This is a genomic window from Haladaptatus sp. CMAA 1909 (assembly GCF_043952005.1).
Taxonomy (GTDB): domain Archaea; phylum Halobacteriota; class Halobacteria; order Halobacteriales; family Haladaptataceae; genus Haladaptatus.
Genome location: NZ_JBIOAV010000001.1, coordinates 1,011,114 through 1,034,128, shown reverse-complemented (window position 1 = coordinate 1,034,128; position 23,015 = coordinate 1,011,114). Strand labels below are relative to the sequence as shown.

Here is a 23,015-nt window from a genome sequence, read left to right as displayed (position 1 = left end):
GCTACGTTGTGGTGGGAACCGCATTAATCCCATGCCGTCCCCGACCGTTCATTCGAGCCATCGGTTGCCCTCGTTTCCACCGACGTAACGGCGAGCGAGTTGGGCCTCGGCCTGTCGAAGCCGATAGGAGAGCGTCGATCGCGGAACGTCGAGGTCAGCGGCGATTTCGTCCAGCGTCGCTTCGCGCGGCGTCTCGTAGTAGCCCGCTTCGATGGACGCGCGGAGCGCCGCTTCCTGTTCCTCCGGCATGGCGACGGTCGCTATCGAGTCCTGTCGCCACCCGCCCGCGTCCCGGAGGTGTCCCATCCGAAACGTGAGGCCGGTCCCGAGTCGCGCCCCGAGGTCGTCGTAGAACACGCCGACGTGCTCGTCCGAGCGCATCAGGACGCGCCACCAGTGGGCGGATTCCCGACGGCGGGTTTCGAATATCAACCCCGCCGGGAGGTGTTTTCCCGCGAGCGTGTGGACCGATTCACAGCCTCGAATGTCCGTCAGATAGGTGTAGAGGACGAGTTCGTTCGAGGACCGTTCGAGGACGTCGTGATAACGGGTGGCATCGCAGTTTCGCCCGGTTATCGACTCGCCGCAACACGAATCGTCGAAGCGGACCGACTCGATGCGGTCGAGGGCGGACTGGGGGCCGGAAACGCGCTCGATTCGCCAAAACCTGTCTTCGGTCACGAACCCATCGAGCGAGTGGGCGACGGCGGACGGGTGGTCGATGAAGACGTCCGTGATGGGGTCGGCCCCTTCCTCGTACTCGATGGCGAACGTGAACTCCCGCATTCACCCCGATGAGGTCGGCACTCGGATAAAAAGACTGCCATCGGTGGACCGTGGTCGAATATTACCGAACTACGGTCAGAACAGCGCCTGTACGACCACCAGCATCGCCGTGGCCACGACGAGTAGGGCGAGGAGGACGACGAGGATCGGTTTGTACCCCGTCGAACGGAGTTCGTCGAGTCGCGTCTCCAGACCCAACCCGGCGAACGCGAGGAGGAACGCCCAGTCGGAGGCGTTCGACAGGGAGGTTCTCTGTGCCTCCGAGAGGAGGCCGAGGTTGGCGACGAGGAGGACGGCCAGAAATCCGAGGACGAACTTCGGAAACGTGCTCCAGAGGAACCGCCAATCGCCGGGCGCATCCGTGGTGGTTCCATCGCCTCCGTCGGTTTCGACGATTTTGTCGGCTCCGGCGTTTCGTGGCGGTTCGCCGGAACGGCGGGCGTAGTACACGGCGTAGGCGATGGCGGCGAGTCCGATCATCGAGTTTCGGGTGAGCTTCACGAGAAGTGCCCACTCCCCGGCGGTCTTCGAGAATGTGAACCCGGCGGCAGTCACGGGTCCGGTGCTGAACATGGTCAGTCCGGCCCAAATCCCGAAGACGGTGTTCGAAAGTCCCAACGCGTGACCCACGAGCGGGTAGACGAAGAGGGTGGTCGAGTCGAAGAGAAGGACCGTCGCCGCGGCGTACGCGACGTGCGTCTCGTCCACGTCGATGCTCTCGGCGATGGCGACGACGGCGGACACCCCACAGATTCCCGAACCGGCGGCCAACAGGGACCCGGTCTCCTCGTGGATCGAGAAGACGACTCGGGCGAGGAGTTCGACAACCAGAATCGTCATCGTGACGGTCGCGACGACGAGGAGCAGGATCGTCGGCCCGGCGGCGATAACGCGGTCCAAGGCGACGCTTGCGCCCATGACGACGATTCCGGCTTCGAGCCAGACTTTGTGGGTCTCGACGCCGGGTCGTGCCCAGTCGGGAACCCCGTAGACGTTGCCGATGAGCAACCCGAGGAGTATCGTCACGATAAGGTAGTTGAGTCCCACGGTCGACGCGACGAGACGGGCGAGGAGGCCGACACAGAGGAGGACCGCGAGTCCCGGAACGAACGTCCGTCGCATCGTCACCACGGAATCGAGACGCCGAGCGAGACGGCGAGCAGGAGAATCAGTCCGAGACAGACCGCCTGCCAGTCGTTTTCGAGGTTCGTCCACCATCGCAGCATGGCTTCGGAGGGAGGAACGGTTTCGCTCACTGTGGTCGATACTCCGGTCGGAACCGAAATACGAATTCGGTTGTCGTACGACAACTTTAGCGTGCGACAACTTTCGGAGCGAAAATCGTTCGCGATTTCGGAACGGACGAGCGGCGAACGTCGGCCGTCCGGATTCGTCCGCCGCGAAAATTCATCACGGAAAACATATTACGGGGCTTCCGAAACAGTGGTCCAATGCCCGGCGCACGCATCGACGGCGACGAACGAATCACGCTCAGGACTGTGGAAGAGGAAGACGTCTCGTTCGTCCAGCGCGAGGCGACGAACCCGGAAATCCGCTACCCGATGGGGAAACCGCTCAGGACCCGTAGGGAGGTCGAAGAATATCTGAAGGAGGAAAACGCGGACCGCTTTCTCGTCTGCCTCGACGGGGACGATGCCGGTCCGGGTTCCTCGGAGGAGGAAGACGTGCGGCGAATCGGGTGCGTTAGCGTGGAGGACGCGGCGTGGAAGCGTCCGGAACTCGTCTACTGGCTGATTCCCGAGGAACACGGAAATGGATACGGCAAAGCGGCCGTCTCGCTGGCCATCGAGTACGCGTTTCGGACGTACGACGCCCCGGCAATCGGTGCCGGAGCCTTCGCGTTCAACGACGCGTCCCGTGGCTTACTGGAATCGCTCGGTTTTACCGAGGAAGGCCGCCGACGCGAGTTCATGTTCATCGACGGGAAACACCGCGACATCGTTCAGTACGGCCTGCTCCGCGAGGAGTGGCGAACGGAAGAACGAACGTAGCGACTATTTCGATTTCGGCGGCCGTTCGCGCCGCCAGAACCCATCGACCGGTTCGAGCGGCGTCCGCCGCCGACCGGTTCGGAACCGCTCCGCGTGCAGAATTTCGGTTCCCTTCTCCGCACCCGCGGGAAACGGCCAGCGCTGACTGCCGTGTCCGATTCCCTCGTAGGACATCCCCGCGTACAGCGGGTTGATGCGCGTGAGTTCGTCGAAGACGTCGCTCGGTCGGTCGTACTCGAATCGAGCGTCGGTGAGGCGGCGACCGATTTCTACGAGGATATCGTGGTCGTGTCGAACCCCGCCCGGCGGCGTCGTTATCGGACGCATTCGCTGAACCTGCCGGTCGAGGTTCGTCACCGTGCCGCTCTTTTCGGCCCACAGGCTCACGGGAAGCACCACGTCGGCGTGTTCGACCGTTTCGGTCGGGAACGCCTCCTGTACGAGCAGGAAGTCGAGCGCTTCGAGCGACCGGGCGACGGCCTGCGTCTCCCGCTTGCTCACGGCGGGGTTCTCGCCGATGACGTACGCACCGTGAATCGAGTCGCCGAACGCGTCAACCGCGTCGAGTTCCGAGAGGCCGGGGCTCGATGGTGGGTCGATTCCCCACTCCTCGGCGACGATTGCACGCGCGTCGGGATCCGAAACGGGACGAAAGCCCGGAAGCGTCGAGGGACGACAGCCGACGTCGTTCGCCCCCTGTTCGTTGGTGAGGCCGCGGAGGAGGTTCATCCCGGTTCCCCGTTTGCCGATGTTCCCCGTCACGAGGAGGAGGTCGATGAGCGCGTCCGCCGTCGCTGTTCCCCGATGGTCGTCCTCCTCGGCCCCCGTCCCGGCGATGACGGCGGCGCGGTCGGCGCGGCCGAACGCTTCGGCGACGCCGCGAACCGTTTCGGCATCGACGCCGGTTCGGTCGGCACACGCCTCGGCGGAAAGGCCTTCGAGCGATTCCGCGAACGCATCGAAATCCGCCGTCCGTTCGGTCACGAACGTCCCGTCGATCAGTTCCATGTCGAGGAGTTCGGCGACGACGGCCCTCGCGAACAGCGCGTCGGTGCCGGGATTCGGCGCGACGTGGACGTCGGCGAGTCGCGTGGTCTCGTTCTCCCCCGGATCGATTTGAATCAGCGTCGCGCCGTTGTTGACCGCCGGGCGAACGTACGAGTTGAAGGCGATAGGCTGGCGTTTGGCAGGATCTGCACCGACGATGAAGAAGACGTCCGCCTCGGGAAGGTCGGAAAGCGTGTTCGTCATCCCCGGCGAACCCAAGCGCTCGACCATCGCCCTGACGACCGACCCGTGACAGATCCGGGCGCGGTTATCGACGTTGTTCGTTCCGAGGACGCGCGCGAGTTTCTGGAGGAGGTAGTTCTCCTCGTTGGTACAACGCGGCGCGCCGAGAAACGAGAGCGCGTCCGATCCGTATCGGTCGAGGATTCGCTCGAACTCGTCTTCGATGCGGGAGAACGCTTCGTCCCACGTCGCGGCCACGAGTTCGCCGTCCTCTCGAATCAACGGTTGTGTCAAGCGATTTTCGACGTCCAACCCGTCGAACGCCTGAATTCCGTTTCGACAGAGCCGTCCCTCGGTGTTGACGGGCGCGCCGTCACACCCGACCGCTCCGCCGCGTCGCTCGCTGTATCGAAGCCGGCAGCCCACCGAGCAGCGTGGACAGACGCTTTCGACGGGGTCGTCCGGCGCTTCTCTCCGGCTCATCCCTTTGGAACGTCACCTTCGAGGACGTTATATGCGACGCCCAATCCGGCGAGCGCCATGATGACGAGTAGGATGAACAACGCGTTTGGAACGACCGTTTTCGTCCGGAAGAGGTGGCTTCCACACTCCGGGCAGGTGATGCTCATCGTCTCGAACTGCGCCCCGCAGACGGTACACTCGTGCACGTCGTGTTCGCGGTCGTTTTGGACGCCGACGAGACCGTCGTCGATGCCGAGGAGCCGCTTGACGGTGTACGAACGGTTCATACCGATCCCATGTGTTGTTCGCTGATGTGGTCGCGGAGTTCGTCCTCCGTGTCGAACGATTCGTGACAGAATTGACACTCGTGGTCGGTCGCGGTTGGATTGTCTGGCATGGTGCTAAATTGTGATGGGATTTCGTTCAGTCGTCGTCTGCGGCGACTTTCTGTTCCTCGCTCCGTTCGCCGTCCCCGGCGGGGGACACCCGAACGTCCGTGACTTTGTACTCGGGGACGTGCGCCTGTGGATCGAGGTGTTTCTCGTCCGTGAGTTCGTTGGCGACGTCTCCTCCCAAGTAGTGCATCGGAACGAAGACGTCCTCCCGCCCCGGCCGCTCGGTGATCTGTGCGATGGCCGTAATCGAGTTCTTCCGGGACGTGATTTCGACCTCCTGTTCGTCGATGATGCCGAGTTCCTCGGCGGTGTCGGGATGGATTTCGACGAACAACTCGTCGGTGTACGAGCGGATACCGGGTTCCCGGTTGGTCATTGTCCCCGTGTGATACTGGTAGAGGACGCGACCGGTCGTCATCGCCAGCGGGAAGTCCTCGTCGTCCATGTCCGCTTCGACCGGCCCGGAGGCGGTGGTCGGGAACATGTGGGCCTTCCCGTCGTCCGTGTTGAACTCCTCCATGTAGAGGTGAGGCGTCCCCGGGTGGTCCTCGTCCCAACACGGCCACGGGATGCTCCCCTCGGTTTCGAGGCGCTCGTGGGTGATGCCGCCGTAAATCGGCGTGAGATCGTTGATCTCGTCCATTATCTCGCTCGGGTTTCGGTAGCCCCAGTCGTAGCCGAACCGCTTTGCGAGTTCTTGCGTGATGACCCAGTCGGGTTTCGCCTCTCCGGGCGGGTCGATGGCACGCTTGACGAGTTGGACGTGGCGCGTCGAACTCGTGAACGTCCCGTTCGTCTCGACGGGGGCGTTCGCGGGCAGGACGACGTCGGCGTACTTCGCGGATTCGGTGAGGAAGATGTCTTGGACCGCGAGGAACTCCAACTCGTCGACGATTTCCTCGGCGTGGCTGACGTTCGGTTCGGAGTACACCACGTTCTCGCCTTGAATGAACATGCCCCGAATCTCGCCGCGCTCGGCGGCGAGGAACTGTTCGGTGATGGTGTGGCCCTCCTCGTCCGGGAGGTGGTCCACGCCGTAGGCCTCCTCGAACTTCTCGCGCGCGTCGTCGTTCGTCACCTTCTGATAGCCAGGGAAGTTCCCGGGAACCGGCCCCATGTCGCCGCCACCGCCTTGCACGTTGTTCTGGCCGCGGAACGGCGCCAGACCGGATTTTTCGGTTCCGACGTGACCCGTCACGAGCGCGAGGTTCGCCATCGAGATGATGTTCTCCGTTCCGTGGCTGTGTTCGGTCAACCCCAGCGTCCAGCAGAACGTACACGAATCCGCCTCGGCGATGGTCTCCGCGGCGTGCTTGATTTCTTCGGGCGGCACGCCCGTCTTCTCCTCGACGAACTCGGGCGTGAAGTCCTGGACACACTCCTTTACGTCCTCGAACCCGACGGTCCGTTCCTCGATGAACTCCTCGTCGTGCAGGTCGTTTTCGAGGATGTGGTGGATCAGTCCGTTTATCCACACCGTGTCGTATCCCGGTTCGATTCGGGAATACTGCGTGGCGAACTGCGCGATCTGGACCTTCCGCGGGTCGAAGACGAACATGTCCGCGTCGTTGTCCCTCACGTTCTGTTTGATGCGGGTCGCCAGTACGGGGTGGGCCTCCGTGGTGTTCGACCCCGTGATGAGATAACAGTCCGTATTTTCGAGGGCGTCGGTGCCGACCGAACCGGCACCGAAGCCGACCGTTTGGGACAGTCCTGAGACGGTCGGGGAGTGACAGAGTCGGTTGCAGTTGTCGATGTTGTTCGTCCCGAGGGCCTGCCTGGCGAACTTCTGCATCAGGTAGTTCGCTTCGTTCGTCGTCTTGGACGAAGAGACCAGTCCCAATCCGCCCGGACCGTGTTCGTCTTTGATTTCGGAGAGGCCCTCCGCGACTCGGTCGAGTGCTTCGTCCCACGACGCTTCCCTGAACTCGCCGTCCTCCTTGATGAGCGGTTGCGTAAGCCTGTCGTCGTTGTCCGCGTACTTGTAGCCGAACTTCCCCTTTACACACGTCGAGATGCCGTTTATCGGTGCTTTCTCGGGGTTGGGGCGCACGCCGAGGATTTCGCCGTCCTTCGAGTAGATGTCGAACCGGCACCCGACCGCACAGTAGCCACACGTCGTGTCGGTGACGTCGACCTCGCTGAGTCGGTAATCGCTCAAGGCGTCCGCCATGTCGAACAGGCGGCCCTCGGACATGGTGTTCGCGGCGAAACTTTCGGCGACGTGTTCGACGGGTTCGAACGCGTTGCTTTCCCCGACTTTCTCGCCCGCGGTTTGGGCCTGCTTCTTCGCCCGCTGCATGAATCCCGCAACCCCCTTCTTCTCGCTGCCGTCCTCTGAACCCTTCGTTCCCGGTGTTTCGTCAGTCATCGTCGGATTCGGCACCCCCTTTGCGACCCTTTCGGTGCTCTTTCATCGGCGTCATCTGCCGAGGTTGATGCTCGTAGTCCTCGCCGATCGCCTTGCCGATGCTGTTGTGTTGGTTGAATCCGGGCACCGGAATCGTGGCGATGTCGGTCATGTTCTGTTCGACGAGCGCCCCGGTCGGACACACCGTCGCGCAGTGACCGCAGGAGACGCAGGTCGATTCCATCATCGTCTCCGCGCCGTTCTGGAAGCCGATACGCGTCTCGCCCGCGTTCCCCTCCATACGCAGGACCCCCTCGACTTGGACGTCGTTGCAGGCCTCCACGCAACGGTTGCAGAGGATGCACTTGTTGCGGTCGATCTGTATGAACGGCGATGACTCGTCGATGGGTTCGTACTCGTCCCGGTCGTCGAACACGCCGTATCGCGGTTCCACCACGTCGTTTTCGATGGAGACGTCCTGTAGGTCACAGCGACCGTTCTTCCCGCAGGTCGTACACCTGAGGTTGTGGTCCGAGAGGAGGAGGTCCAAGTTCACGTCCCGAGCGTTCGCGGCCTCCTCGGCGTCCGTACTGATCGTTATCCCGTCCTCCGCCGGGAAACTACACGACGGGACGATACCGTGTTCCTCGGTTTCGACCATGCACGTCCGGCACTCGCTTCGGGGACCGATTCGCTCGTCCTCGTCGTACGAACAGAGCGCCGGAACATAGCCGTCCGTCTCGACCTGTTCGACCGCGTCGAGGAGCGTCGCTTCTTTCTCCACCGACACCGTCTCCCCATCGACCGTAACGGCGGCGCGGTCGGTCGATCCCACATCGGGGTCGTTCGCCGTCCCCGTGTTGATGTACTCGTTCAGCGGAAGGTCGGGGCCACCTTCGTCTCGTGAACTCTCCCAAATCGGATCGGAACTCATGTCTGCCTCGGTTTGAGGCCTTCTATGGCCGTTTTCTTATGACAAATCGTGCGACGGAACATTGAATAACACACCGCATACGCGTATCACGAGATTTTACTTAGTCCTGCTGGCTACTCCGGTCATACTACCGTCATCACCGCACCGAACGGGCAACGACGTTATATCCCAGAAGGTTGAGTTCGTAATCCATGCCTGTCGTCCGATACCCGGTTCCAGTGGGAGGTGTGGACGGATGACCGACGAGTCGACCGGCACCGGTCCGCGGTCCGTGGAACGAGAGAAGATGGAGGAGGACCCGGGCGTGTTCGAATGGCCGTACGACGTCGAGGAGACGAGCGTCTGGCCGTTCGTCTGCGCATCGGGCGTCGGAACGATGTACCTCGGCGCGTCCATCATCGTGCTGACGTTCGGGAGCGACCAACTGCTCCCGCGCTGGCCCGGCTTGATACTCTTTTTCGCCGGAATGGGTGGGTTCGTGACCGGACTCTTCGGTTGGGTGTATCAGGGGTTCATCTACCGATACTGGTTCCGCGGAACCGACCGCCACGACACCATGACGCTCCGGACGGCGATGGTACTGTTCCTTCTGACCGAAGTCGGCACCTTCGGCGGGGGATTTACCTACTACTTCTACGTCCGCGCTCATCCGTGGCCGCGGGGGACGGTTCCCGAACTGTTGAGTCCGATTCTCGTCATCAACACGGCGCTCCTCGTGACGAGCAGCGTGACGATGCATTACGCCCACCGGGCGATTCAGCAGGACCGTCACGAGCGGTTCGTTCAACTGCTCGGCATCACGGTCCTCCTCGGGGCGACGTTCCTCGCGGGACAGGTGTACGAGTACTACGACTTCATCGTCGAGAAGGGATACACGATTTCGAGCGGTATCTTCGCGAGCGGCTTTTTCGGCCTGACGGGACTGCACGGCCTTCACGTCACGCTCGGCGTCCTGCTGCTGACAATCGTCCTCGTTCGCGGACTGTTCCTGAACCAGTATTCCGCGGACAAAATGACCTCGATAAGCACCGTCTCGATGTACTGGCACTTCGTGGACGGCGTTTGGCTCGTCCTCGTCACCGCTCTGTACATCGGTGCCTCGCTCGATATGCCGTAGACTGATCGACCCCTCCCCGCCAACAGCCTATTTACGCACCACGGTGAACGGCCCGTGGAGACGTTCACATGCTCGGATTGACCCGCGAGCAGTTATCGGACAGCGTGCCAAACGTCGTTCCGTTGACCATTATCGTCGCACTGACTGCCCTCTTCATCGCGTACAACCCGTGGGGATGGGAGGACTGGTTCTTGATAACCGAAATCTTCGGCCTCCATCTCGTCCCGCTGATCGTACTCGGGCCGGTGACGTACGTCCTCGTCAAACTCGTCAGCGAGTCCACCGACGGCGAATCGGAAACCGCGAACCGGGTAAGAAAATGGTTCGCCGCGGATTCGGAGGAGGAAAGCGAGGAGTCGGAGGAGAAACACGACACGGGGGTACCGGCGAGTCGGTGACGGGTCGTACAGTTCTAATACTTCGTACAGAGGATGGTACCGACCATCTGCACGGAGTAATACGGGCAGATGTAGGTCGTCATCTCTTGGCTCGACTCGAACGTCATCGACACCGTTTCGCCCTCCTTCGAGGAGACGGGGGACTCCTCGAGCGTATCTTCCATACTGTTCTTGATGACGAGTTTGTGTCGGAGGCCGTCGAGGTTTTTGAACCGGACGCAGATGGATTTTTCCGGGCGAAACTTGAGTTCGGGGTTCAACTCGCCGTTTATCTCCTCGGGTTCGATACCACGCCATCCGGTCATCTTCGCGCCGAGCGTGTACTCCTCGTGGGAGAACGCACCCGAGGCGGGATTTTCCGGCGCGTTGAAGTTGAAACATCCGGCGAGAGAGGAAAGCGTCGCGACCGAACCGCCGCCGACGAGTCTGAGCATACCTCGCCTGCTCGTCGATGGGGACCGAACCATTGTGAGCGGTACTTCGGCGAGACGCAAAAGGACTGTGGCGATGCGGTTTCGCCGAGAGCGGTCGGACAGCGGGCGAAGGTATGATTACCCTCGATACCGTCGGTGGGTGTGACAACGGGGAGCACGGTACGGAGAACGACACCGGAGATTCACACGGACCACCGATGCACAGGATACTACGCGCGACCGGTTCTGGAGTGATAGCAACGACGGTGATGATCTTCGCGCTACTCATCATCGACGTACAAACGCGGTCGAAGCTCTCGCTGTTCGAAGCCCTCTCTCGCTTCTTCGGCGTCTCCGGGGAGGTCGGTTTGGGCGTCATCTTGTTCCTCGTCTTCGGCATCCTCGTCTGGCCGGTCGTTTTCGTCTACGTCAACGGGTATCTCCCGCCGGAAAACGACCCGGCAGTGAAGGGAATGGTGTTCGCGACGGTCCTCTGGATAGCCTTCATCCTCATCGGGAGCGCACAGATGGACGTCATCTTGGTGCTGTTCTATCTGGTCGTGACCCTCCTCGCCCATCTCGCGTACGGGTTCACACTGGGACTGCTGTACGGGTGGACCGAACCGATGACGACCGCTCGGCCCGCGAACAGCGGTGTGTGAGTTCGACGCCGCCCACCCTGCGGCCGAGCGAAATTCGCTTGCATCCACGTCGCTGCCGCTTTCACCAACCCACCTCATGTGGTAATTCATACCTGTCTTTCAACCCCGCAACAAAGTTTATGTGTGCAGTTCAGGTCATTAGGCACGTGATTTTCATGGTAATCGGAACCACTTCTGGGGGAGTGTTGTAGTGACGAGCATCCCGTTGATCCTCGTCGTCGTCGCCCTCGTCGGGGGGACGACGGTGGTCTTCCGCCGATTCGGGGGGATTTCACGCGGAGCACGGGCGGACGGTGGCAGCGTCGTCACCGAAGAGGAGATGGATATTCCGAACGTCTCGGACCTTCTCAAGTGGCTGTTGACGATCAATCACCGCCGAATCGGCGTTCTGTATCTCATCTTCGGAACCCTCGCGGGGTTGTGGGGGGCCACAGACGCGATGATGATGCGGACGGAACTGTTGAACCCGGAAGCGACCGTGTGGACGGTCGAAACGTACAACGCCCTTTTCACGACGCACGGGTTGACGATGCTGTTGTTGTTCGTCACGCCGGTTTTCACGGGTATCGGGAACTACTTCATCCCCATCCTCGTCGGTGCCGACGACATGGCGTTTCCGCGGTTGAACGCCATCGCGTTCTGGTTGCTACCCCCCTCGTTGCTCCTCGTCCGACTGGGACTCACGTCGGAAATCGTCGGACGGCTATTTCACGTCATCGGCATGGACCTCGGCTTTCTCTTCGCGATTCGACCGCCGGAACTCGGGTGGACGCTGTACCCGCCGCTCTCCACGATGACGACGAATCCCGAGACGGACATCCTTCTTCTCGGAATTCACCTGTCGGGTATCGCAACGACGTTAGCCGCCATCAACTTCATCATCACCATCCTGCTCGAACGCGACGACGACGTCCCGTGGGCGAACGTCGATATCTTCTCGTGGGGCATCCTGACGATGAGCGGCATCATCCTGTTCGCCTTCCCGTTGCTCGGAAGCGCCCTCATCATGCTGCTGCTCGACCGGAACTTCGGGACGACGTTCTACGCGATTCAAAACGGCGGGCCGATCCTGTGGCAACACCTGTTCTGGTTCTTCGGCCACCCGGAGGTGTACATCATCGTCCTCCCGGGACTCACGCTCGTCAGCCTCATCCTTCCCAAATTCACGGGGCGAAAGGTGTTCGGCTTTCGCTACATGGTGTACACGACGCTGGCCATCGGCGTGCTCTCGTTCGGCGTCTGGGCCCACCACATGTTCGCCACGGGCATCGACCCGCGCCTTCGGATGTCCTTCATGATAGTGTCCGTCGCCATCGCGGTACCGAGTTCGATAAAGACGTTCAACTGGATCGCGACCATGTGGAACGGGAACATCCGCTTTACGGCACCGATGTTGTTCTGCATCGGCGGCGTCAGTACGTTCATCGTCGGCGGGATCACCGGCGTGTTCCTCGCGTCGATTCCCGTGGACCTCCTCATGCACGACACGTGGTACGTCGTCGGTCACTTCCACCTCGTCATCATGGGCCTCATCATCTTCGCGATGTTCGCGGGAAGCTACTACTGGTTCCCGATTCTCACCGGCAAGATGTATAACCAGCGACTGGCGCTCGTCCACGTCGGATTGACGTTCGTCGGCGTCTGGACGACGTTCTTCCCCATGCTGTTCTTGGGGGCGTTCGGGTTGCCGCGGCGATACGCGACGTATCCTCCCGAGTTCACGTTCCTCCAGCAGGTCGCGACGGTCGGCGCGTACATCATCGGCCTCGGCGTCATCGTCTGGCTCTGGAACATGGTCCAGTCGTACCGGATGGGCGACCCGGTTCGTGATGCCGACGTGTGGGACCTGAAGAAGACCGACCAGTTCTCGCGCGAGTGGCAGTGGTTCGAAAGGCGACTGGAGGAACGGGAGGGAGAACGGTGAGACTGACTCGTCTGTGGGGAGTCCTCCCGATTCCGCTGTTGGTCGCCGTGGTTTCCGTCTTCGCGCCCGCCGCGGAGTACAACTCCGCCACCGAAAGACTGCTCCGTAACCTCCATCACGAACTGCTCTGGGTCGCGGTTCCGCTCGCCGTCATCGTCGAGGCCGCGCTGTTCTACGCGATGATCAAGTTCCACGACAACGACGACCCGAAGCCGACCAAACAGAACCGCCGCCTCGAAATCACGTGGACCATCGCCGTCGCCGTCGTCCTGCTGTTCGTCGGGGCGTCGTCGTACATGGTTCTCACCAGTCCGATGGTTTCGACCCAACCGGGACAGAGCCACGCGGGAAGCGACGCCGTCGACGTTCACATCGTCGGACAGAACTGGTTCTGGATGTTCGAATACCCCGACAGCAACGTGACGACGACAAACACGCTCGTCCTCCCCGCGAACCGAACGGTGTTCTTTACCATCACCTCGAAGGACGTGGTTCACTCCGTCCACATCCCCGAACTCGGGATCAAGGAGGACGCGTTTCCCGGCCGGACGAACACGTACAGAACCCACCTCACCGACACGGGTACCTATCGTCTCTACTGCGCCGAGTTCTGCGGAACGGGTCACTCGAAGATGCTCGCGACGGTCAAAGTCGTCAGCCCGGAGCGATACCAGCAGTGGCTCCGCAAGCAGAAACGAGACGGGTCGGGGAACTCCGGCAACGCGTCCTCGACGAACGCCACTACGGGTTCGGCGTGAAAGCGCCGACCCGCCGAGTATGACCGTCGGAGGAATTTTTCGAAGTGGAATACAGTACGGAGATGTCTTCCGCGCACGCAAAGCAGTACTACCGAACAGCTCCGTGGATACGGAACGGTCCGACTCCCTCCCCCGCCGTCGCTCCTCGCGGCCACCGGCAGTGGCCGCCTCGGTGGTTGTCTCGGTTCGACATCGAGGGGGACAGGTACCGAAGGATCGCCGACGGAAAGCGAAAGCGACACCCCGATGAGGAACGGTCCACCCGTCGAAGGGTCGCGGACGCAGGCAGGAACCGTCCTGCGTCCGCATGGCCGTCGACCCGAACAAAGGTGGTTCAGGCTCCTCGAAACTCCTCGTAATCACCAATATCGCCGGTGTAACGTAGAACGTTCCGGATGAACCGTCGGTAGGATATGATTGGCAAACTGAAACGTCTATGCCCTTTATCAGCGAGTCCGGCATAGACCGGAGGCGAGGTAGCAATGACCGAAAGTGACACACAAGAACACGTCGAATCGAAAGACCGACGCTCGTTCATGAAGAAAGGTGCACTCGCGACGGGTGCGCTCGCACTGGGATTGGGAAGCGCCGGAAGCGCTTCGGCGCAGTCCACCAACGTACTGGTCTACACTTACGATTACCACCCGAACGTCGAGTTCCGGGTCGTCAACACGCTGGAAGCGGCGACGACGGTTCGTCTCCTCGAACGACCCGGTGGCGGCAACGTGCCGGAGATCAGTCAGCCGGACAACTACAGCGGCTACATCATCCGCTACTTGCTCGGCGGGGGCAACGGCGGACAGGGCTCGATCACCACCTTCATGTTCAAACAAGGTGGCCAGTCCCTGAGCCAGGGCGACACGCGACGCTTCAGCGGCAACGCGTCCATCTTCAGCAGCGAACTCAACCTGCTGAGCACCAGCATCGGGAGCGGAAGTGGTGGCGGAACGACGACCACTAGCGGCAATTCGTCGGCGTAATCCCCCATCCCACAACATCGTTTTTAGTACGAGCGTATCGCGAATCGACACTTTTCCAATTTTATACGAATCGAGCCGCCGACGCCGAGAGACGTAGACGGATGAACCGCGACTTCGTCGTGTGTTCGCAGGTGCGTCGCCATTCACCGTCCTGCCGGACGAGTCCATCGTACTCCGTCGGGTCGAACGTCGCGCGACGCTACGTGTCGCCGATCCTGTAGCGCGTCTCGATCGGCGAACGTTCGGAGCGGAAGAGCGCGAAGTGAACCGCGAGCGCGACCCCGAAGAGGCCGAAGTTCCATATCGGCGAATCGTAGTAGATGACGTCGATGATTATCGGCTCGGTGTACACCGGCCAGAGCGGCGACAACGGCGGGGCGATGTCGGGTGCCGAGAGGAGGTCGGCGAACAGGTGGCTCATGCCGCCGATCAGAAATCCGGCGGTGGCGAACACGAACACGGTTTCCTCGTCGATCCTGTCGCTCCGCACCCACCGGCTCGCTTCGAAGCGTGAGGTGAGGAGGGTCGCCGTGAGTGCACCGGCCGCGACGCTGGCGACGGTGACGAACAACACCGTGTGCGTCACGCCGTGGTGGTGAACGGCCGGAATCAGGTGTCGAAGCACGAGGTCCGTATCGGGCAGCATCGCGGTCACGAGGGTGAACGCCGCGAACGCGAGACTTCCCCGCCGTTCCCACAGCAGCCACGCGGGAGCGGCGAACAACAGCGCCATCGCCAAATGTCCGCTGACGTCGACCATACCCACACAACGGGTGGTCGGCCGCTTATACGTTCTTGCCGAGAAACACGTCCGAAACGTGTGCTACGCTAGCTGGCAAGCCGACGAAGGAGAGGGTTAGGCCCGCGTTTCGTGGGGCACAGCTACGACGGCTGTGGAAAATCGGGCTAGTTACGCATCCGTTTGTACCGTTCGCCGAGGACTAACGGGAGGAAGAACCCGACGACCAACAGGACGAGCACCGATAGCGGTCGGTTGTGAAACACTCGATTCGCGAGAATGGCGGAGACGACCGCGAGAATAACGGCGAGAACGGTGATCTTCGGTGCGAAATCCATTCGTTTCGCGGTATGTCGGCCGAGGGCATATAATTTCTCACGAACGCTCGAAAAATACGGTCGGCTCTCGTCCGAAACGCACGCCTCCTCCCACCGCTCGTCGTTCCGGGTGGTCACGGGACCGAGCGTCGAAACCGGGCACCATTCGAAACCGGCGAGCGCGACTCGCCGGGGAATCGTCACCGATCACTTCCCGTCTTCGACCGGTTCCACCTGCTTTCCGGTCTCTTTGGGGACGACGCGCTGTTGGGCGTCCTCCCACTCCCTGTCGAGTTCCCGGCCGTCGAACAACCGGTCGAGGAAGACGGCGAGTCCGGCGACCTCGGAGTGGGGTTGGTTGGTAACGCCGACGTTCCAGTCCGCCGCCTCGTACACGTCGAACGTGACCTTCTCCGCGCCGACGACGACGAGGAGCGGTTCGTCGTCGTGCGCCTCTCGAACGTCTCGTTCGACGTCCTGTACGCGCTCGCCGTACATCGTGAGGTGGACGACGGTTCCCTCCCAGTTTCGGATGAGCGCCTTCTGACTGCCGGACAGTTCGACCTCGAATGGGCCGCCGAAGCGGTCGGTGATGTCGCGGATGGTCTCCCGTGACTGGCCCGCGTTGTCGGGAAGGACGACGCGGTCCGCGCCGAGCGCGCGGGCCGTGAGTCCGACGTGCGTGGTCATCCGTTCGTCGCGTCCGGGTCGGTGGCCGAGACGAACGACCGTGACCGACGGTTCGTCGTGCATGGCCGAAACTGGTGTTCGAGCGGGTTAGGAGGTTTCGAATCTCACTCGAACGTCTGTGCGACACCCAGTTCGTCGGTTACGCCGACGAACTCGGAGAGGAAGTAGGTCGTTCCGACCAACAGCGCGACGCCGAGGGCGAGCGTGACCCCCACCGGAATGCCGGTGTAGCCGCTGACGAGAAAGGCGGCGGTCGCTATCACGGCGGCCAGTACGGCGTACGGTATCTGTGTGTTGACGTGGTCGACGTGGTCGCTCGCGGCGAACATGCTCGACATGACGGTGGTGTCGCTGATGGGCGAACAGTGGTCGCCGAAGAGCGACCCCGTCAGGATAGCACCGATGGCCATCACGAGGGGAGAACCGAGCGTGTGGGCTAGCGGTACGGCGACGGGGAACAGGATTCCCATCGTTCCCCACGAGGTGCCAATGCAGAAGCTGATGATGGCGGCGCTGATGAAGATGACCGCGGGCAGCAGTTCAGGTGTGATCAGTCCCCTCGAAACGCTGACGACGTAGTCACCGACCTGCAGTTCCTGGCTGACGGACCCGATGCTCCACGCCAACGAGAGGATGGCGACGGGGAACATCACCATTTTGAACCCCTCGAAGATGGAGTCGCTTATCTCGTCGAGTTCGATGCGGGCGTGTCCGACGAGGATGGCGAGGATGGTCCCGCACCCGGCGAACGCCGCCCAGAGGATGGCGCTGGCGGTGTCGGCGTTCTTCAGCGCGTCGCTGAACGACCGACCGCCCATTCCACCGCCCGTGAACCAGAGGCTGAACACGGTGACGGCGATGAGAACGAGGATGGGTGAGACGAAGTACCACCAGCGCGGATCGACGCTGTCGGGCGTCTCGATGTCGCTCGCCTGCGTCTCCATCAGCGGGTTGGCGTCGTCGCCGAGGACCTTCCCGGTGTTCCGTGCGCGGCGTTCGGCGGCCCGCATCGGACCGAAGTCCCAGTCGGTGAGGACGATGACGAACACCAACACCAGCGCGAAGAGGCTGTAGAAGCGGAACGGGATGGACTGCACGAATACGACGAACGGACTCCTGTCGATTCCGAGCGCGTCGAACTGCTGTTTGATGAGACCGACCTCGTAGCCGAGCCACGTCGAGACCACGGCGATGCTCGCGGTCGGAGCGGTCGTGGAATCGAGGATGTAGGCCAACTTCTCTCTGCTGACATCGAAGCGGTCGGTCACGGGGCGCATCACCGAACCGGAGATCATGGTGCTGGCGTAGGAGTCGAAGAAGATGAGCATCCCGAGCACCGAGGTCCCGAGTTGGGCCTGACGGCTCGTTTTCACCCGCTTGACGATGGCGTCGGCCACCGACCCCATCCCGCCCGAGAGGAATATCATTCCCAGCATCGCGCCGATGAGGAAGGTGAACAACAGGAGTTTGACGTTGAACGTCGAGGTGACGTTCGTCACCACGAATTGCAAACTTCGAGCGGCACCGGCCACCGGGTTCCATCCGACGAGAATCGTTGCGCCGAGCCAGATACCCGCGAACAACGAGAGCAACGCTTGTCGTGAGACGAGCGTCAACACGATGGCTAGCAGTGCTGGTAACAAACATATCGGACCGTACGTCTCAGCTGGCATACTGATAAACACACCAATAGTAGAGTATAAGTATTATTGGACGTAGATGAAAAATAAAGAAAGGTTTCACTAATCGCCTTTCGGTCGAATTTCGTTCTCCCTGTAGAGGACCGGAACACACTTGCCGGGAACCGACACAGATTGGTGCATGCAACTCTCCGGTAAACGAGTTCTCGTAACCGGCGGTGCCGGTTTGGTCGGTTCCCACCTCGCTAAGCGTCTCTCCGAATCGAACGGGGTAACGGTTGTCGACGACCTCTCGAAGGGAAACCGAGAGCGTGTTCCCGACGGGGTCCGGTTCGTCCAAGCGGACATGACCGACGAGGACGACGTGGCGGACGTCGTCACCGACGAACTCGACATGGTGTTTCACTTCGCGGCGTACACGGACACGAACTACTCGCGTCCGCGTCGACTGTTCGAGGAGAACGGCGAAATGACGTACAACATCCTCGAACGAATGCACGAGGTGGGCGTCACGAACTTCGCGTTCACGTCGTCCTCGACTGTGTACGGCGAGGCACCGATGCCGACACCCGAAGATTACGCGCCGCTCGAACCCATCAGCATCTACGGTGCGAGCAAACTCGCGGACGAGGGCATCATCTCGACCTACGCCCACTCCTACGACTTCGATGTGTGGATGTATCGATTCGCCAACATCGTCGGACCACACCAACGGGGCAACGTCATCCCCGATTTCATCGAGAAACTACTCGAAGACCCCGAGTCGTTGACCATCCTCGGCGACGGACGACAGGAAAAATCCTACTTACACGTGGATGAGTGTATCGACGCGATGTGCCACATCGTCGAGAACGCGGACGACGAGTTGAACACCTACAACCTCGGCACGCGGACGACCACCTCGGTCAACGCCATCGCCGACATCGTGGCCGACGTGATGGACCTCGACCCCGAGTACGAGTACACCGGCGGCGACCGCGGGTGGACCGGTGACGTCCCGAAGATGCGCCTCTCCATCGAAAAGCTGTCCGCGCTCGGGTGGAACCCTACCCAGAGCAGCGACGAAGCGGTTCGGGCAGCGGCCGAACAGTTGTACGACGAACTGGCGAACTGACTCGAAAAGCGATCAAACGCTGAAATCCGTTCTCGCTTCCACGTCCTCTTCCACGATTTCGAGCGTCGCGACGACGGTGTACTGGCCCGGACGCGGGTCCGGCCACGCTCCCTCGAACGTCTTTTCCACGTCCGGATCGAACGATTCGGACTGGAGTGCCTGCGTGTACATTCGCCCGTCGCTCGCGCGCCAGATTTCGGCGTCGTCTTCGAGGACGGCGAAATCCGCCTTGAGTCCGCTCCTGAACGTCACGTTTCTCGAATCGGTATCCGGGTTTCGAACCGTCAGTTCGAACTCGACCGTGCCGTCCGTCGTCGCCGTCACGTCGCTTTCGAGCGTCATTGTTTCCCCTTCTCCGTCCTGTCTCGAAAAGGTTGTCCCCCGCCCGTGGCGATCAGTTGTCGGTGGAGTTGAGACCGAGCGCCGCAGCGACGTCGAGAAGACCCGACCCGCTCTCGTTGCTCGCCAGACCGATGTCCTCCGCCGTGTTCGTCAACTGGCTGCGGGCACCGGAGTTCGAGTACCCCTGTGCCATCAGTTGACCGGCGGCACCGGCAACGTGCGGGCAGGCCATCGACGTCCCCGAGTGCGTGTCGTATGCCTCGTCGGGGTACGTGGAGTAGATGCTGCTGCCGGGTGCGGCGATTTCGACTTCCGGGCCGGTGCTTGAGAAGTACGAGAGGCCGTCGGAGCTGTTCGTCGACCCGACCGCCATGACTTCGGGGTAGGCCGCCGGGTAGCCCACGCAGTCGGTACACGGCCCCGAGTTACCCGCTGCGGCGACGACGAACACGCCGTTGTTCACGGCGTACTGGCACGCGTCCCGGAGCGTCGCCGAACCGGTCGACCCGCCGAGGCTCATGCTGCCGACGTCCCAGCCTTGGTCGGCGACGTACTCGACGCCCGCCGCGATGTCGGACATGGACCCCCCTCCCTGCGAGTTGAGGACTTTCACGGCGTGGAGCGTGATGTTCGGGCCGACGCCGACGACGCCCTGAGCGTTGTCGTTCGCCGCCGCGATACCGGCGCAGTGGGTGCCGTGGCCGTTGTCGTCGTCCCAGCCCTGTTGACACTCGCCGGACGAACACGAAACCGCATACGCACCCGCCCCGAGATAGTCCTGTAGGTCGGGGTGATCGGAGTCGATACCGGTATCGATTATCGCCACGTCCGCCCCAGCGCCGAGGTAGCCGTTCGAATGTGCCACCTCGGCGTCCACGCGGTCGATCCCCCACGGGAGGTCTTCGGCGAGCGCGTGCATCGTCCCGTTTTCCTCCACGTAGCGGATGTTCGGGTTCTTTTCGAGCGCCGTCGCCGCACGCTTTCGGACGCGCATCGTCATCGCGTCGAACTCGAACTCCCGAATCACGTCCTCGGCGGCGTCACGGGCCATCGCCCGGCCGCGCTCGCTGCTGAACCCCACGTTCACCTCCACTTTGTCCGTCGGTGCCGCCGAGGCCAGTCCCGAGATCGCGAGACCCGCCGTCGCTCCGCCGGTTGCCTTGAGTACGTTACGTCGTGACACGCCACTTTCGTTGAGTCGCATTGCTTGTGGAAAAATATCACAGTACACCTTAAATTTTTCTACTAGCATTAAATAATAATATGATCTTATAGGATGGATAAATCGTCGGCGTCCGTACTTCTCAGTTGTCGCTGGAATCGAGACCGAGCGCCGCAGCCGCGTCGACGAGGCCGTACCCCTGTTCGTCGACGGCCAAGCCGAGGTCTTCCGCGGTGTCTCGCAGCCGTTGGCGTCCGCTCGTGTTCGAATATCCCGCGGCCATCACCTGCGCTGCCGCGCCAGAAACGTGTGCGGTGGCCATCGACGTCCCGGAGAGCGTCTCGTACGTGTCGTCCCAGTACGTCGATTCGACTTCCACGCCGGGTGCGGCGAGTTCGATTTCGGGACCCGTACTCGAAAAACTGGCAAGGCCGTCGTTTTCGTTCGTCGCACTGACCGCGATGACTTCAGACGCGGAGGCCGGATAGCCGACACAGCCGTCTTCTCCGCACGGCCCGGAACCGCCCGCTGCACCAACGAGGAGACAACCGTTGTTGTACGCGTATTGGACCGCGGCGTCGACCGTCGAGGAGCGAGACGACCCGCCGAGGCTCAGGTTGATGACGTCGTAACCTTGGTCGGCCGCCCACTCGATACCGGCCGCGATGTCGGAGTAGGACCCCGACCCGTAGCCGTTCAATACTTTCACGGCGTGAAGCGTCGCTTCGGGAGCGACGCCGACGACGCCTCGCGTGTCGTTCACCGCTCCGATGATGCCGGCGACGTGCGTGCCGTGACCGTTGTCGTCGCTCCACGAACTGCCGACGAACGCCTTCCCGGTTCCGAGGTTCGCCTGCAGGTCGGGGTGGTCGGCGTCGATGCCGGTATCGACGACGGCCACGTCCGCGCCAGTGCCCGTGTCGCCGTGTTCTATCGCCACGTCGGCATCGATGCGGTCGATACCGTGGGGAACATCCTGAAGGAGTGCGCGCATCCTTCCGTTCTTCTCGACGTAGGCCACGCCCGCTGCGGATTCGAGCGCGGAAATCGCCTCCGCGGGTACGCGAATCGTCGCCGCGTCGATTCCCGAGAACTCCCGAACCACGTGGTTCGCCGATTCGAGGGCCATCCGCCGACCGACGTGGTTTTCGAATCCGACGTTCACCTCCCGGAGTTCGCCCGTTCCGGCGGCGACGCCGCTCGCACCGACCCCGACGATGGATGCGCCGGTCGTTTTCAACACGCTTCGTCGCGTCGTATTCCGCATTTCTTTCGCCATCACCATATATATAAAATACCCTCGTATAATATTTACTAATAATTGTATGGAATAATACGGGCGGGTTCGGACAATCGGTCGGTGTGTCAGACCGCGATATCACCGAAAAAGCGAAAGTACCGTCGTCTGTACCCTGTTCGACATCGATTTCTCAGTTGTCGCTGGAGTCGAGGCCGAGCGCCGCGGCGACGTCGAGGAGGCCGCTGCCCTGTTCGTTGCTCGGGAGGCCGAGGTCCTCGGCCGTATCGAGGAGTCGGCTCTCCGCGTCGCGGGCCGAGTAGCCCTGTGCGATCAGCTGACCGGCGGCACCGGCGACGTGCGGCGTCGCCATCGAGGTGCCGGAGTAGGTGTCGTAGCCGCCGGGAACGGTCGAATAGATGTCCGTACCGGGCGCGATGATGTTGACCTCGGGTCCTTGACTGGAGAACGAGGACTGCTCGTCGTCGCTGTTCGAGGACGCGACCGTAACGGTCTCCTCGTACGCCGCCGGGTAGCCGACGCAGTCGGTACACTGGCCGTCGTTCCCGGCCGCCGCGACGAGGACGACGCCCGCGTCGTAGGCGTACTGAATCGCGTCGTGAAGCGCCTGCGAACCGGATGACCCGCCGAGGCTCATACTCGCGACGTCCCACCCTTGGTCCGCGACGTACTCGACGCCCGCCGCGATGTCGGAGAACGTTCCGCTGCCGGAACAGTCGAGGACCTTCACCGCGTGGAGCGTCGCTTGCGTCGAGATACCGACGACGCCCTGACCGTTGTCCACGCCGTTCGCGATACCGGCGCAGTGGGTACCGTGGTTGTTGTCGTCGGACCACGAATCGTTGCAGGAGTTGTCGTTGCCGTAGAAGAGACAGTTCCCGGTGAATCCGCCGCTCCCACAGGAGACGAACGATTTTCCTGCGCCGACGTTCGACTGCAGGTCCGGGTGGTCGTCGTCGATACCCGTGTCGATGATGGCGATATCCGCACCCGCGCCCGTGTCACCGTTGTCGTGTGCGACGTCGGCGTCCACGCGGTCGACGCCCCACGGCGTCGTCTGAGCGAGCGCTTCCATCGTTCCGTTCTCCTCCACGTAGCGGATGTTCGGGTTCTTTTCGAGCGCCGTCACCGCGCGCTTTCGGACGCGAATCGTCATCGCATCGATGGAGTCGAACTCCCGGACGACGTCGTCCGCGCTGCTTCGGGTCATCGCTCGCCCACGTGCGCTGTTGAACCCCACGTTCACCTCCACTTTGTCCGTCGGTGCCGCCGCGGCCAGTCCGGTGGCACCGACCGTTGCCACCGAGCCGCCGGTTAGTTTGAGAATGTTAC

The 23,015-nt window shown here is 62.0% G+C and carries 24 protein-coding genes; 8 read left to right on the top strand and 16 right to left on the bottom strand.

Going from position 1 to position 23,015, the window contains the following annotated elements; genetic code table 11:
• Positions 1-48: 48 nt before the first annotated feature.
• The 3 genes from ACGYLY_RS05800 to ACGYLY_RS05790 form a co-directional block, all read right to left on the bottom strand.
• Positions 49-786 carry a helix-turn-helix domain-containing protein gene (locus tag ACGYLY_RS05800; protein ID WP_395282551.1) on the bottom strand — a complete coding sequence of 246 codons (738 nt, stop codon included), beginning with the start codon at positions 784-786 and terminating at the stop codon, positions 49-51.
• 75 nt (positions 787-861) lie between these two features.
• Complete coding sequence (locus tag ACGYLY_RS05795) at positions 862-1,908, bottom strand: YeiH family protein (RefSeq protein WP_395282552.1); 1,047 nt, start codon at positions 1,906-1,908, stop codon at positions 862-864.
• Between the two features lie 2 nt (positions 1,909-1,910).
• Positions 1,911-2,042 (bottom strand): hypothetical protein, encoded by a 132-nt coding sequence (locus ACGYLY_RS05790; RefSeq protein ID WP_395282553.1) that lies wholly within the window; start codon positions 2,040-2,042, stop codon positions 1,911-1,913.
• Between the two features lie 195 nt (positions 2,043-2,237).
• On the opposite strand from ACGYLY_RS05790, the gene ACGYLY_RS05785 reads away from it, so the two are divergent.
• A complete protein-coding gene (locus ACGYLY_RS05785) occupies positions 2,238-2,798 on the top strand; it encodes a GNAT family N-acetyltransferase (protein ID WP_395282554.1) in 561 nt (186 codons plus the stop codon).
• 3 nt (positions 2,799-2,801) lie between these two features.
• Here the strand turns inward: ACGYLY_RS05785 and ACGYLY_RS05780 are convergent, their stop codons facing one another.
• From ACGYLY_RS05780 to ACGYLY_RS05765, 4 genes are all read right to left on the bottom strand, one after another.
• The gene (locus tag ACGYLY_RS05780) at positions 2,802-4,511 is read right to left on the bottom strand and encodes a molybdopterin oxidoreductase family protein (protein ID WP_395282555.1); all 1,710 of its coding nucleotides are present in this window, start codon (positions 4,509-4,511) and stop codon (positions 2,802-2,804) included.
• A complete protein-coding gene (locus tag ACGYLY_RS05775) occupies positions 4,508-4,777 on the bottom strand; it encodes a hypothetical protein (RefSeq protein ID WP_395282556.1) in 270 nt (89 codons plus the stop codon). Before ACGYLY_RS05775 ends, ACGYLY_RS05780 begins: the two co-directional genes overlap by 4 nt.
• A 136-nt stretch (positions 4,778-4,913) precedes the next feature.
• Positions 4,914-7,256 carry a formate dehydrogenase subunit alpha gene (gene fdhF, locus ACGYLY_RS05770; protein ID WP_395282557.1) on the bottom strand — a complete coding sequence of 781 codons (2,343 nt, stop codon included), beginning with the start codon at positions 7,254-7,256 and terminating at the stop codon, positions 4,914-4,916.
• Positions 7,249-8,169, bottom strand: coding sequence for a 2Fe-2S iron-sulfur cluster-binding protein (locus ACGYLY_RS05765; RefSeq protein ID WP_395282558.1), 921 nt, complete (start codon positions 8,167-8,169; stop codon positions 7,249-7,251). Before ACGYLY_RS05765 ends, fdhF begins: the two co-directional genes overlap by 8 nt.
• A gap of 235 nt (positions 8,170-8,404) precedes the next feature.
• Here ACGYLY_RS05765 and ACGYLY_RS05760 point away from each other — a divergent pair, with 235 nt between their 5' ends.
• Together ACGYLY_RS05760 and ACGYLY_RS05755 are read left to right on the top strand one after the other, a co-directional pair.
• Positions 8,405-9,286: a heme-copper oxidase subunit III gene (locus ACGYLY_RS05760; protein WP_395282559.1), complete on the top strand. Its 882-nt coding sequence runs from the start codon at positions 8,405-8,407 to the stop codon at positions 9,284-9,286.
• A 68-nt stretch (positions 9,287-9,354) separates the two neighbouring features.
• A complete protein-coding gene (locus ACGYLY_RS05755) occupies positions 9,355-9,684 on the top strand; it encodes a DUF6684 family protein (RefSeq protein ID WP_395282560.1) in 330 nt (109 codons plus the stop codon).
• Between the two features lie 14 nt (positions 9,685-9,698).
• Here ACGYLY_RS05755 and ACGYLY_RS05750 read toward each other — a convergent pair whose 3' ends face one another.
• Entirely contained in the window at positions 9,699-10,118 is a 420-nt protein-coding gene (locus ACGYLY_RS05750) for a hypothetical protein (RefSeq protein ID WP_395282561.1), read from the bottom strand.
• A 113-nt stretch (positions 10,119-10,231) separates the two neighbouring features.
• Here ACGYLY_RS05750 and ACGYLY_RS05745 point away from each other — a divergent pair, with 113 nt between their 5' ends.
• From ACGYLY_RS05745 to ACGYLY_RS05730, 4 genes are all read left to right on the top strand, one after another.
• The gene (locus ACGYLY_RS05745) at positions 10,232-10,759 is read left to right on the top strand and encodes a DUF6789 family protein (protein ID WP_395282562.1); all 528 of its coding nucleotides are present in this window, start codon (positions 10,232-10,234) and stop codon (positions 10,757-10,759) included.
• A gap of 190 nt (positions 10,760-10,949) precedes the next feature.
• Positions 10,950-12,683, top strand: a complete 1,734-nt coding sequence (locus tag ACGYLY_RS05740) for a cbb3-type cytochrome c oxidase subunit I (RefSeq protein ID WP_395282563.1) — start codon at positions 10,950-10,952, stop codon at positions 12,681-12,683.
• Complete coding sequence (gene coxB, locus ACGYLY_RS05735; protein WP_395282564.1) at positions 12,680-13,441, top strand: cytochrome c oxidase subunit II; 762 nt, start codon at positions 12,680-12,682, stop codon at positions 13,439-13,441. The genes ACGYLY_RS05740 and coxB overlap by 4 nt, the downstream gene beginning before the upstream one ends.
• Before the next feature lie 482 nt (positions 13,442-13,923).
• The gene (locus ACGYLY_RS05730) at positions 13,924-14,421 is read left to right on the top strand and encodes a twin-arginine translocation signal domain-containing protein (RefSeq protein WP_395282565.1); all 498 of its coding nucleotides are present in this window, start codon (positions 13,924-13,926) and stop codon (positions 14,419-14,421) included.
• A gap of 199 nt (positions 14,422-14,620) precedes the next feature.
• Here ACGYLY_RS05730 and ACGYLY_RS05725 read toward each other — a convergent pair whose 3' ends face one another.
• The 4 genes from ACGYLY_RS05725 to ACGYLY_RS05710 all read right to left on the bottom strand — a co-directional run bounded on the left by ACGYLY_RS05725 (position 14,621) and on the right by ACGYLY_RS05710 (position 17,840).
• On the bottom strand, positions 14,621-15,181 hold the full coding sequence (locus ACGYLY_RS05725; RefSeq protein WP_395282566.1) for a metal-dependent hydrolase: 561 nt from the start codon (positions 15,179-15,181) through the stop codon (positions 14,621-14,623).
• A 146-nt stretch (positions 15,182-15,327) separates the two neighbouring features.
• On the bottom strand, positions 15,328-15,681 hold the full coding sequence (locus ACGYLY_RS05720) for a hypothetical protein (protein ID WP_395282567.1): 354 nt from the start codon (positions 15,679-15,681) through the stop codon (positions 15,328-15,330).
• 3 nt (positions 15,682-15,684) lie between these two features.
• Positions 15,685-16,230 (bottom strand): tRNA (cytidine(56)-2'-O)-methyltransferase, encoded by a 546-nt coding sequence (locus tag ACGYLY_RS05715; RefSeq protein WP_395282568.1) that lies wholly within the window; start codon positions 16,228-16,230, stop codon positions 15,685-15,687.
• Positions 16,231-16,271: 41 nt separating this feature from the next.
• Positions 16,272-17,840: a Na+/H+ antiporter NhaC family protein gene (locus ACGYLY_RS05710; RefSeq protein ID WP_395282569.1), complete on the bottom strand. Its 1,569-nt coding sequence runs from the start codon at positions 17,838-17,840 to the stop codon at positions 16,272-16,274.
• Between the two features lie 148 nt (positions 17,841-17,988).
• On the opposite strand from ACGYLY_RS05710, the gene ACGYLY_RS05705 reads away from it, so the two are divergent.
• Positions 17,989-18,921: an NAD-dependent epimerase/dehydratase family protein gene (locus ACGYLY_RS05705; protein ID WP_395282570.1), complete on the top strand. Its 933-nt coding sequence runs from the start codon at positions 17,989-17,991 to the stop codon at positions 18,919-18,921.
• Positions 18,922-18,933: 12 nt separating this feature from the next.
• Here the strand turns inward: ACGYLY_RS05705 and ACGYLY_RS05700 are convergent, their stop codons facing one another.
• The 4 genes from ACGYLY_RS05700 to ACGYLY_RS05685 all read right to left on the bottom strand — a co-directional run bounded on the left by ACGYLY_RS05700 (position 18,934) and on the right by ACGYLY_RS05685 (position 22,935).
• The gene (locus ACGYLY_RS05700) at positions 18,934-19,263 is read right to left on the bottom strand and encodes a BsuPI-related putative proteinase inhibitor (RefSeq protein WP_395282571.1); all 330 of its coding nucleotides are present in this window, start codon (positions 19,261-19,263) and stop codon (positions 18,934-18,936) included.
• 52 nt (positions 19,264-19,315) lie between these two features.
• Positions 19,316-20,467, bottom strand: coding sequence for a S8 family peptidase (locus ACGYLY_RS05695; protein ID WP_395282572.1), 1,152 nt, complete (start codon positions 20,465-20,467; stop codon positions 19,316-19,318).
• 100 nt (positions 20,468-20,567) lie between these two features.
• Positions 20,568-21,704, bottom strand: coding sequence for a S8 family peptidase (locus ACGYLY_RS05690; RefSeq protein ID WP_395282573.1), 1,137 nt, complete (start codon positions 21,702-21,704; stop codon positions 20,568-20,570).
• A 151-nt stretch (positions 21,705-21,855) separates the two neighbouring features.
• Complete coding sequence (locus ACGYLY_RS05685) at positions 21,856-22,935, bottom strand: S8 family peptidase (protein ID WP_395284147.1); 1,080 nt, start codon at positions 22,933-22,935, stop codon at positions 21,856-21,858.
• Positions 22,936-23,015: the final 80 nt, after the last annotated feature.

Bases quoted from the DNA above. Each gene is read 5' to 3' on its own strand.
- ACGYLY_RS05690 (WP_395282573.1), bottom strand. From the start codon at position 21,704: ATGGCGAAAGAAATGCGGAATACGACGCGACGAAGCGTGTTGAAAACG.
- ACGYLY_RS05745 (WP_395282562.1), top strand. From the start codon at position 10,232: ATGATTACCCTCGATACCGTCGGTGGGTGTGACAACGGGGAGCACGGT.
- ACGYLY_RS05705 (WP_395282570.1), top strand. From the start codon at position 17,989: ATGCAACTCTCCGGTAAACGAGTTCTCGTAACCGGCGGTGCCGGTTTG.
- ACGYLY_RS05715 (WP_395282568.1), bottom strand. From the start codon at position 16,230: ATGCACGACGAACCGTCGGTCACGGTCGTTCGTCTCGGCCACCGACCC.
- ACGYLY_RS05765 (WP_395282558.1), bottom strand. From the start codon at position 8,169: ATGAGTTCCGATCCGATTTGGGAGAGTTCACGAGACGAAGGTGGCCCC.
- ACGYLY_RS05700 (WP_395282571.1), bottom strand. From the start codon at position 19,263: ATGACGCTCGAAAGCGACGTGACGGCGACGACGGACGGCACGGTCGAG.
- ACGYLY_RS05710 (WP_395282569.1), bottom strand. From the start codon at position 17,840: ATGCCAGCTGAGACGTACGGTCCGATATGTTTGTTACCAGCACTGCTA.
- ACGYLY_RS05800 (WP_395282551.1), bottom strand. From the start codon at position 786: ATGCGGGAGTTCACGTTCGCCATCGAGTACGAGGAAGGGGCCGACCCC.
- ACGYLY_RS05725 (WP_395282566.1), bottom strand. From the start codon at position 15,181: ATGGTCGACGTCAGCGGACATTTGGCGATGGCGCTGTTGTTCGCCGCT.
- fdhF (WP_395282557.1), bottom strand. From the start codon at position 7,256: ATGACTGACGAAACACCGGGAACGAAGGGTTCAGAGGACGGCAGCGAG.
- ACGYLY_RS05760 (WP_395282559.1), top strand. From the start codon at position 8,405: ATGACCGACGAGTCGACCGGCACCGGTCCGCGGTCCGTGGAACGAGAG.
- ACGYLY_RS05795 (WP_395282552.1), bottom strand. From the start codon at position 1,908: ATGCGACGGACGTTCGTTCCGGGACTCGCGGTCCTCCTCTGTGTCGGC.
- ACGYLY_RS05695 (WP_395282572.1), bottom strand. From the start codon at position 20,467: ATGCGACTCAACGAAAGTGGCGTGTCACGACGTAACGTACTCAAGGCA.
- ACGYLY_RS05755 (WP_395282560.1), top strand. From the start codon at position 9,355: ATGCTCGGATTGACCCGCGAGCAGTTATCGGACAGCGTGCCAAACGTC.
- ACGYLY_RS05730 (WP_395282565.1), top strand. From the start codon at position 13,924: ATGACCGAAAGTGACACACAAGAACACGTCGAATCGAAAGACCGACGC.
- ACGYLY_RS05750 (WP_395282561.1), bottom strand. From the start codon at position 10,118: ATGCTCAGACTCGTCGGCGGCGGTTCGGTCGCGACGCTTTCCTCTCTC.
- ACGYLY_RS05775 (WP_395282556.1), bottom strand. From the start codon at position 4,777: ATGAACCGTTCGTACACCGTCAAGCGGCTCCTCGGCATCGACGACGGT.
- ACGYLY_RS05785 (WP_395282554.1), top strand. From the start codon at position 2,238: ATGCCCGGCGCACGCATCGACGGCGACGAACGAATCACGCTCAGGACT.
- ACGYLY_RS05780 (WP_395282555.1), bottom strand. From the start codon at position 4,511: ATGAGCCGGAGAGAAGCGCCGGACGACCCCGTCGAAAGCGTCTGTCCA.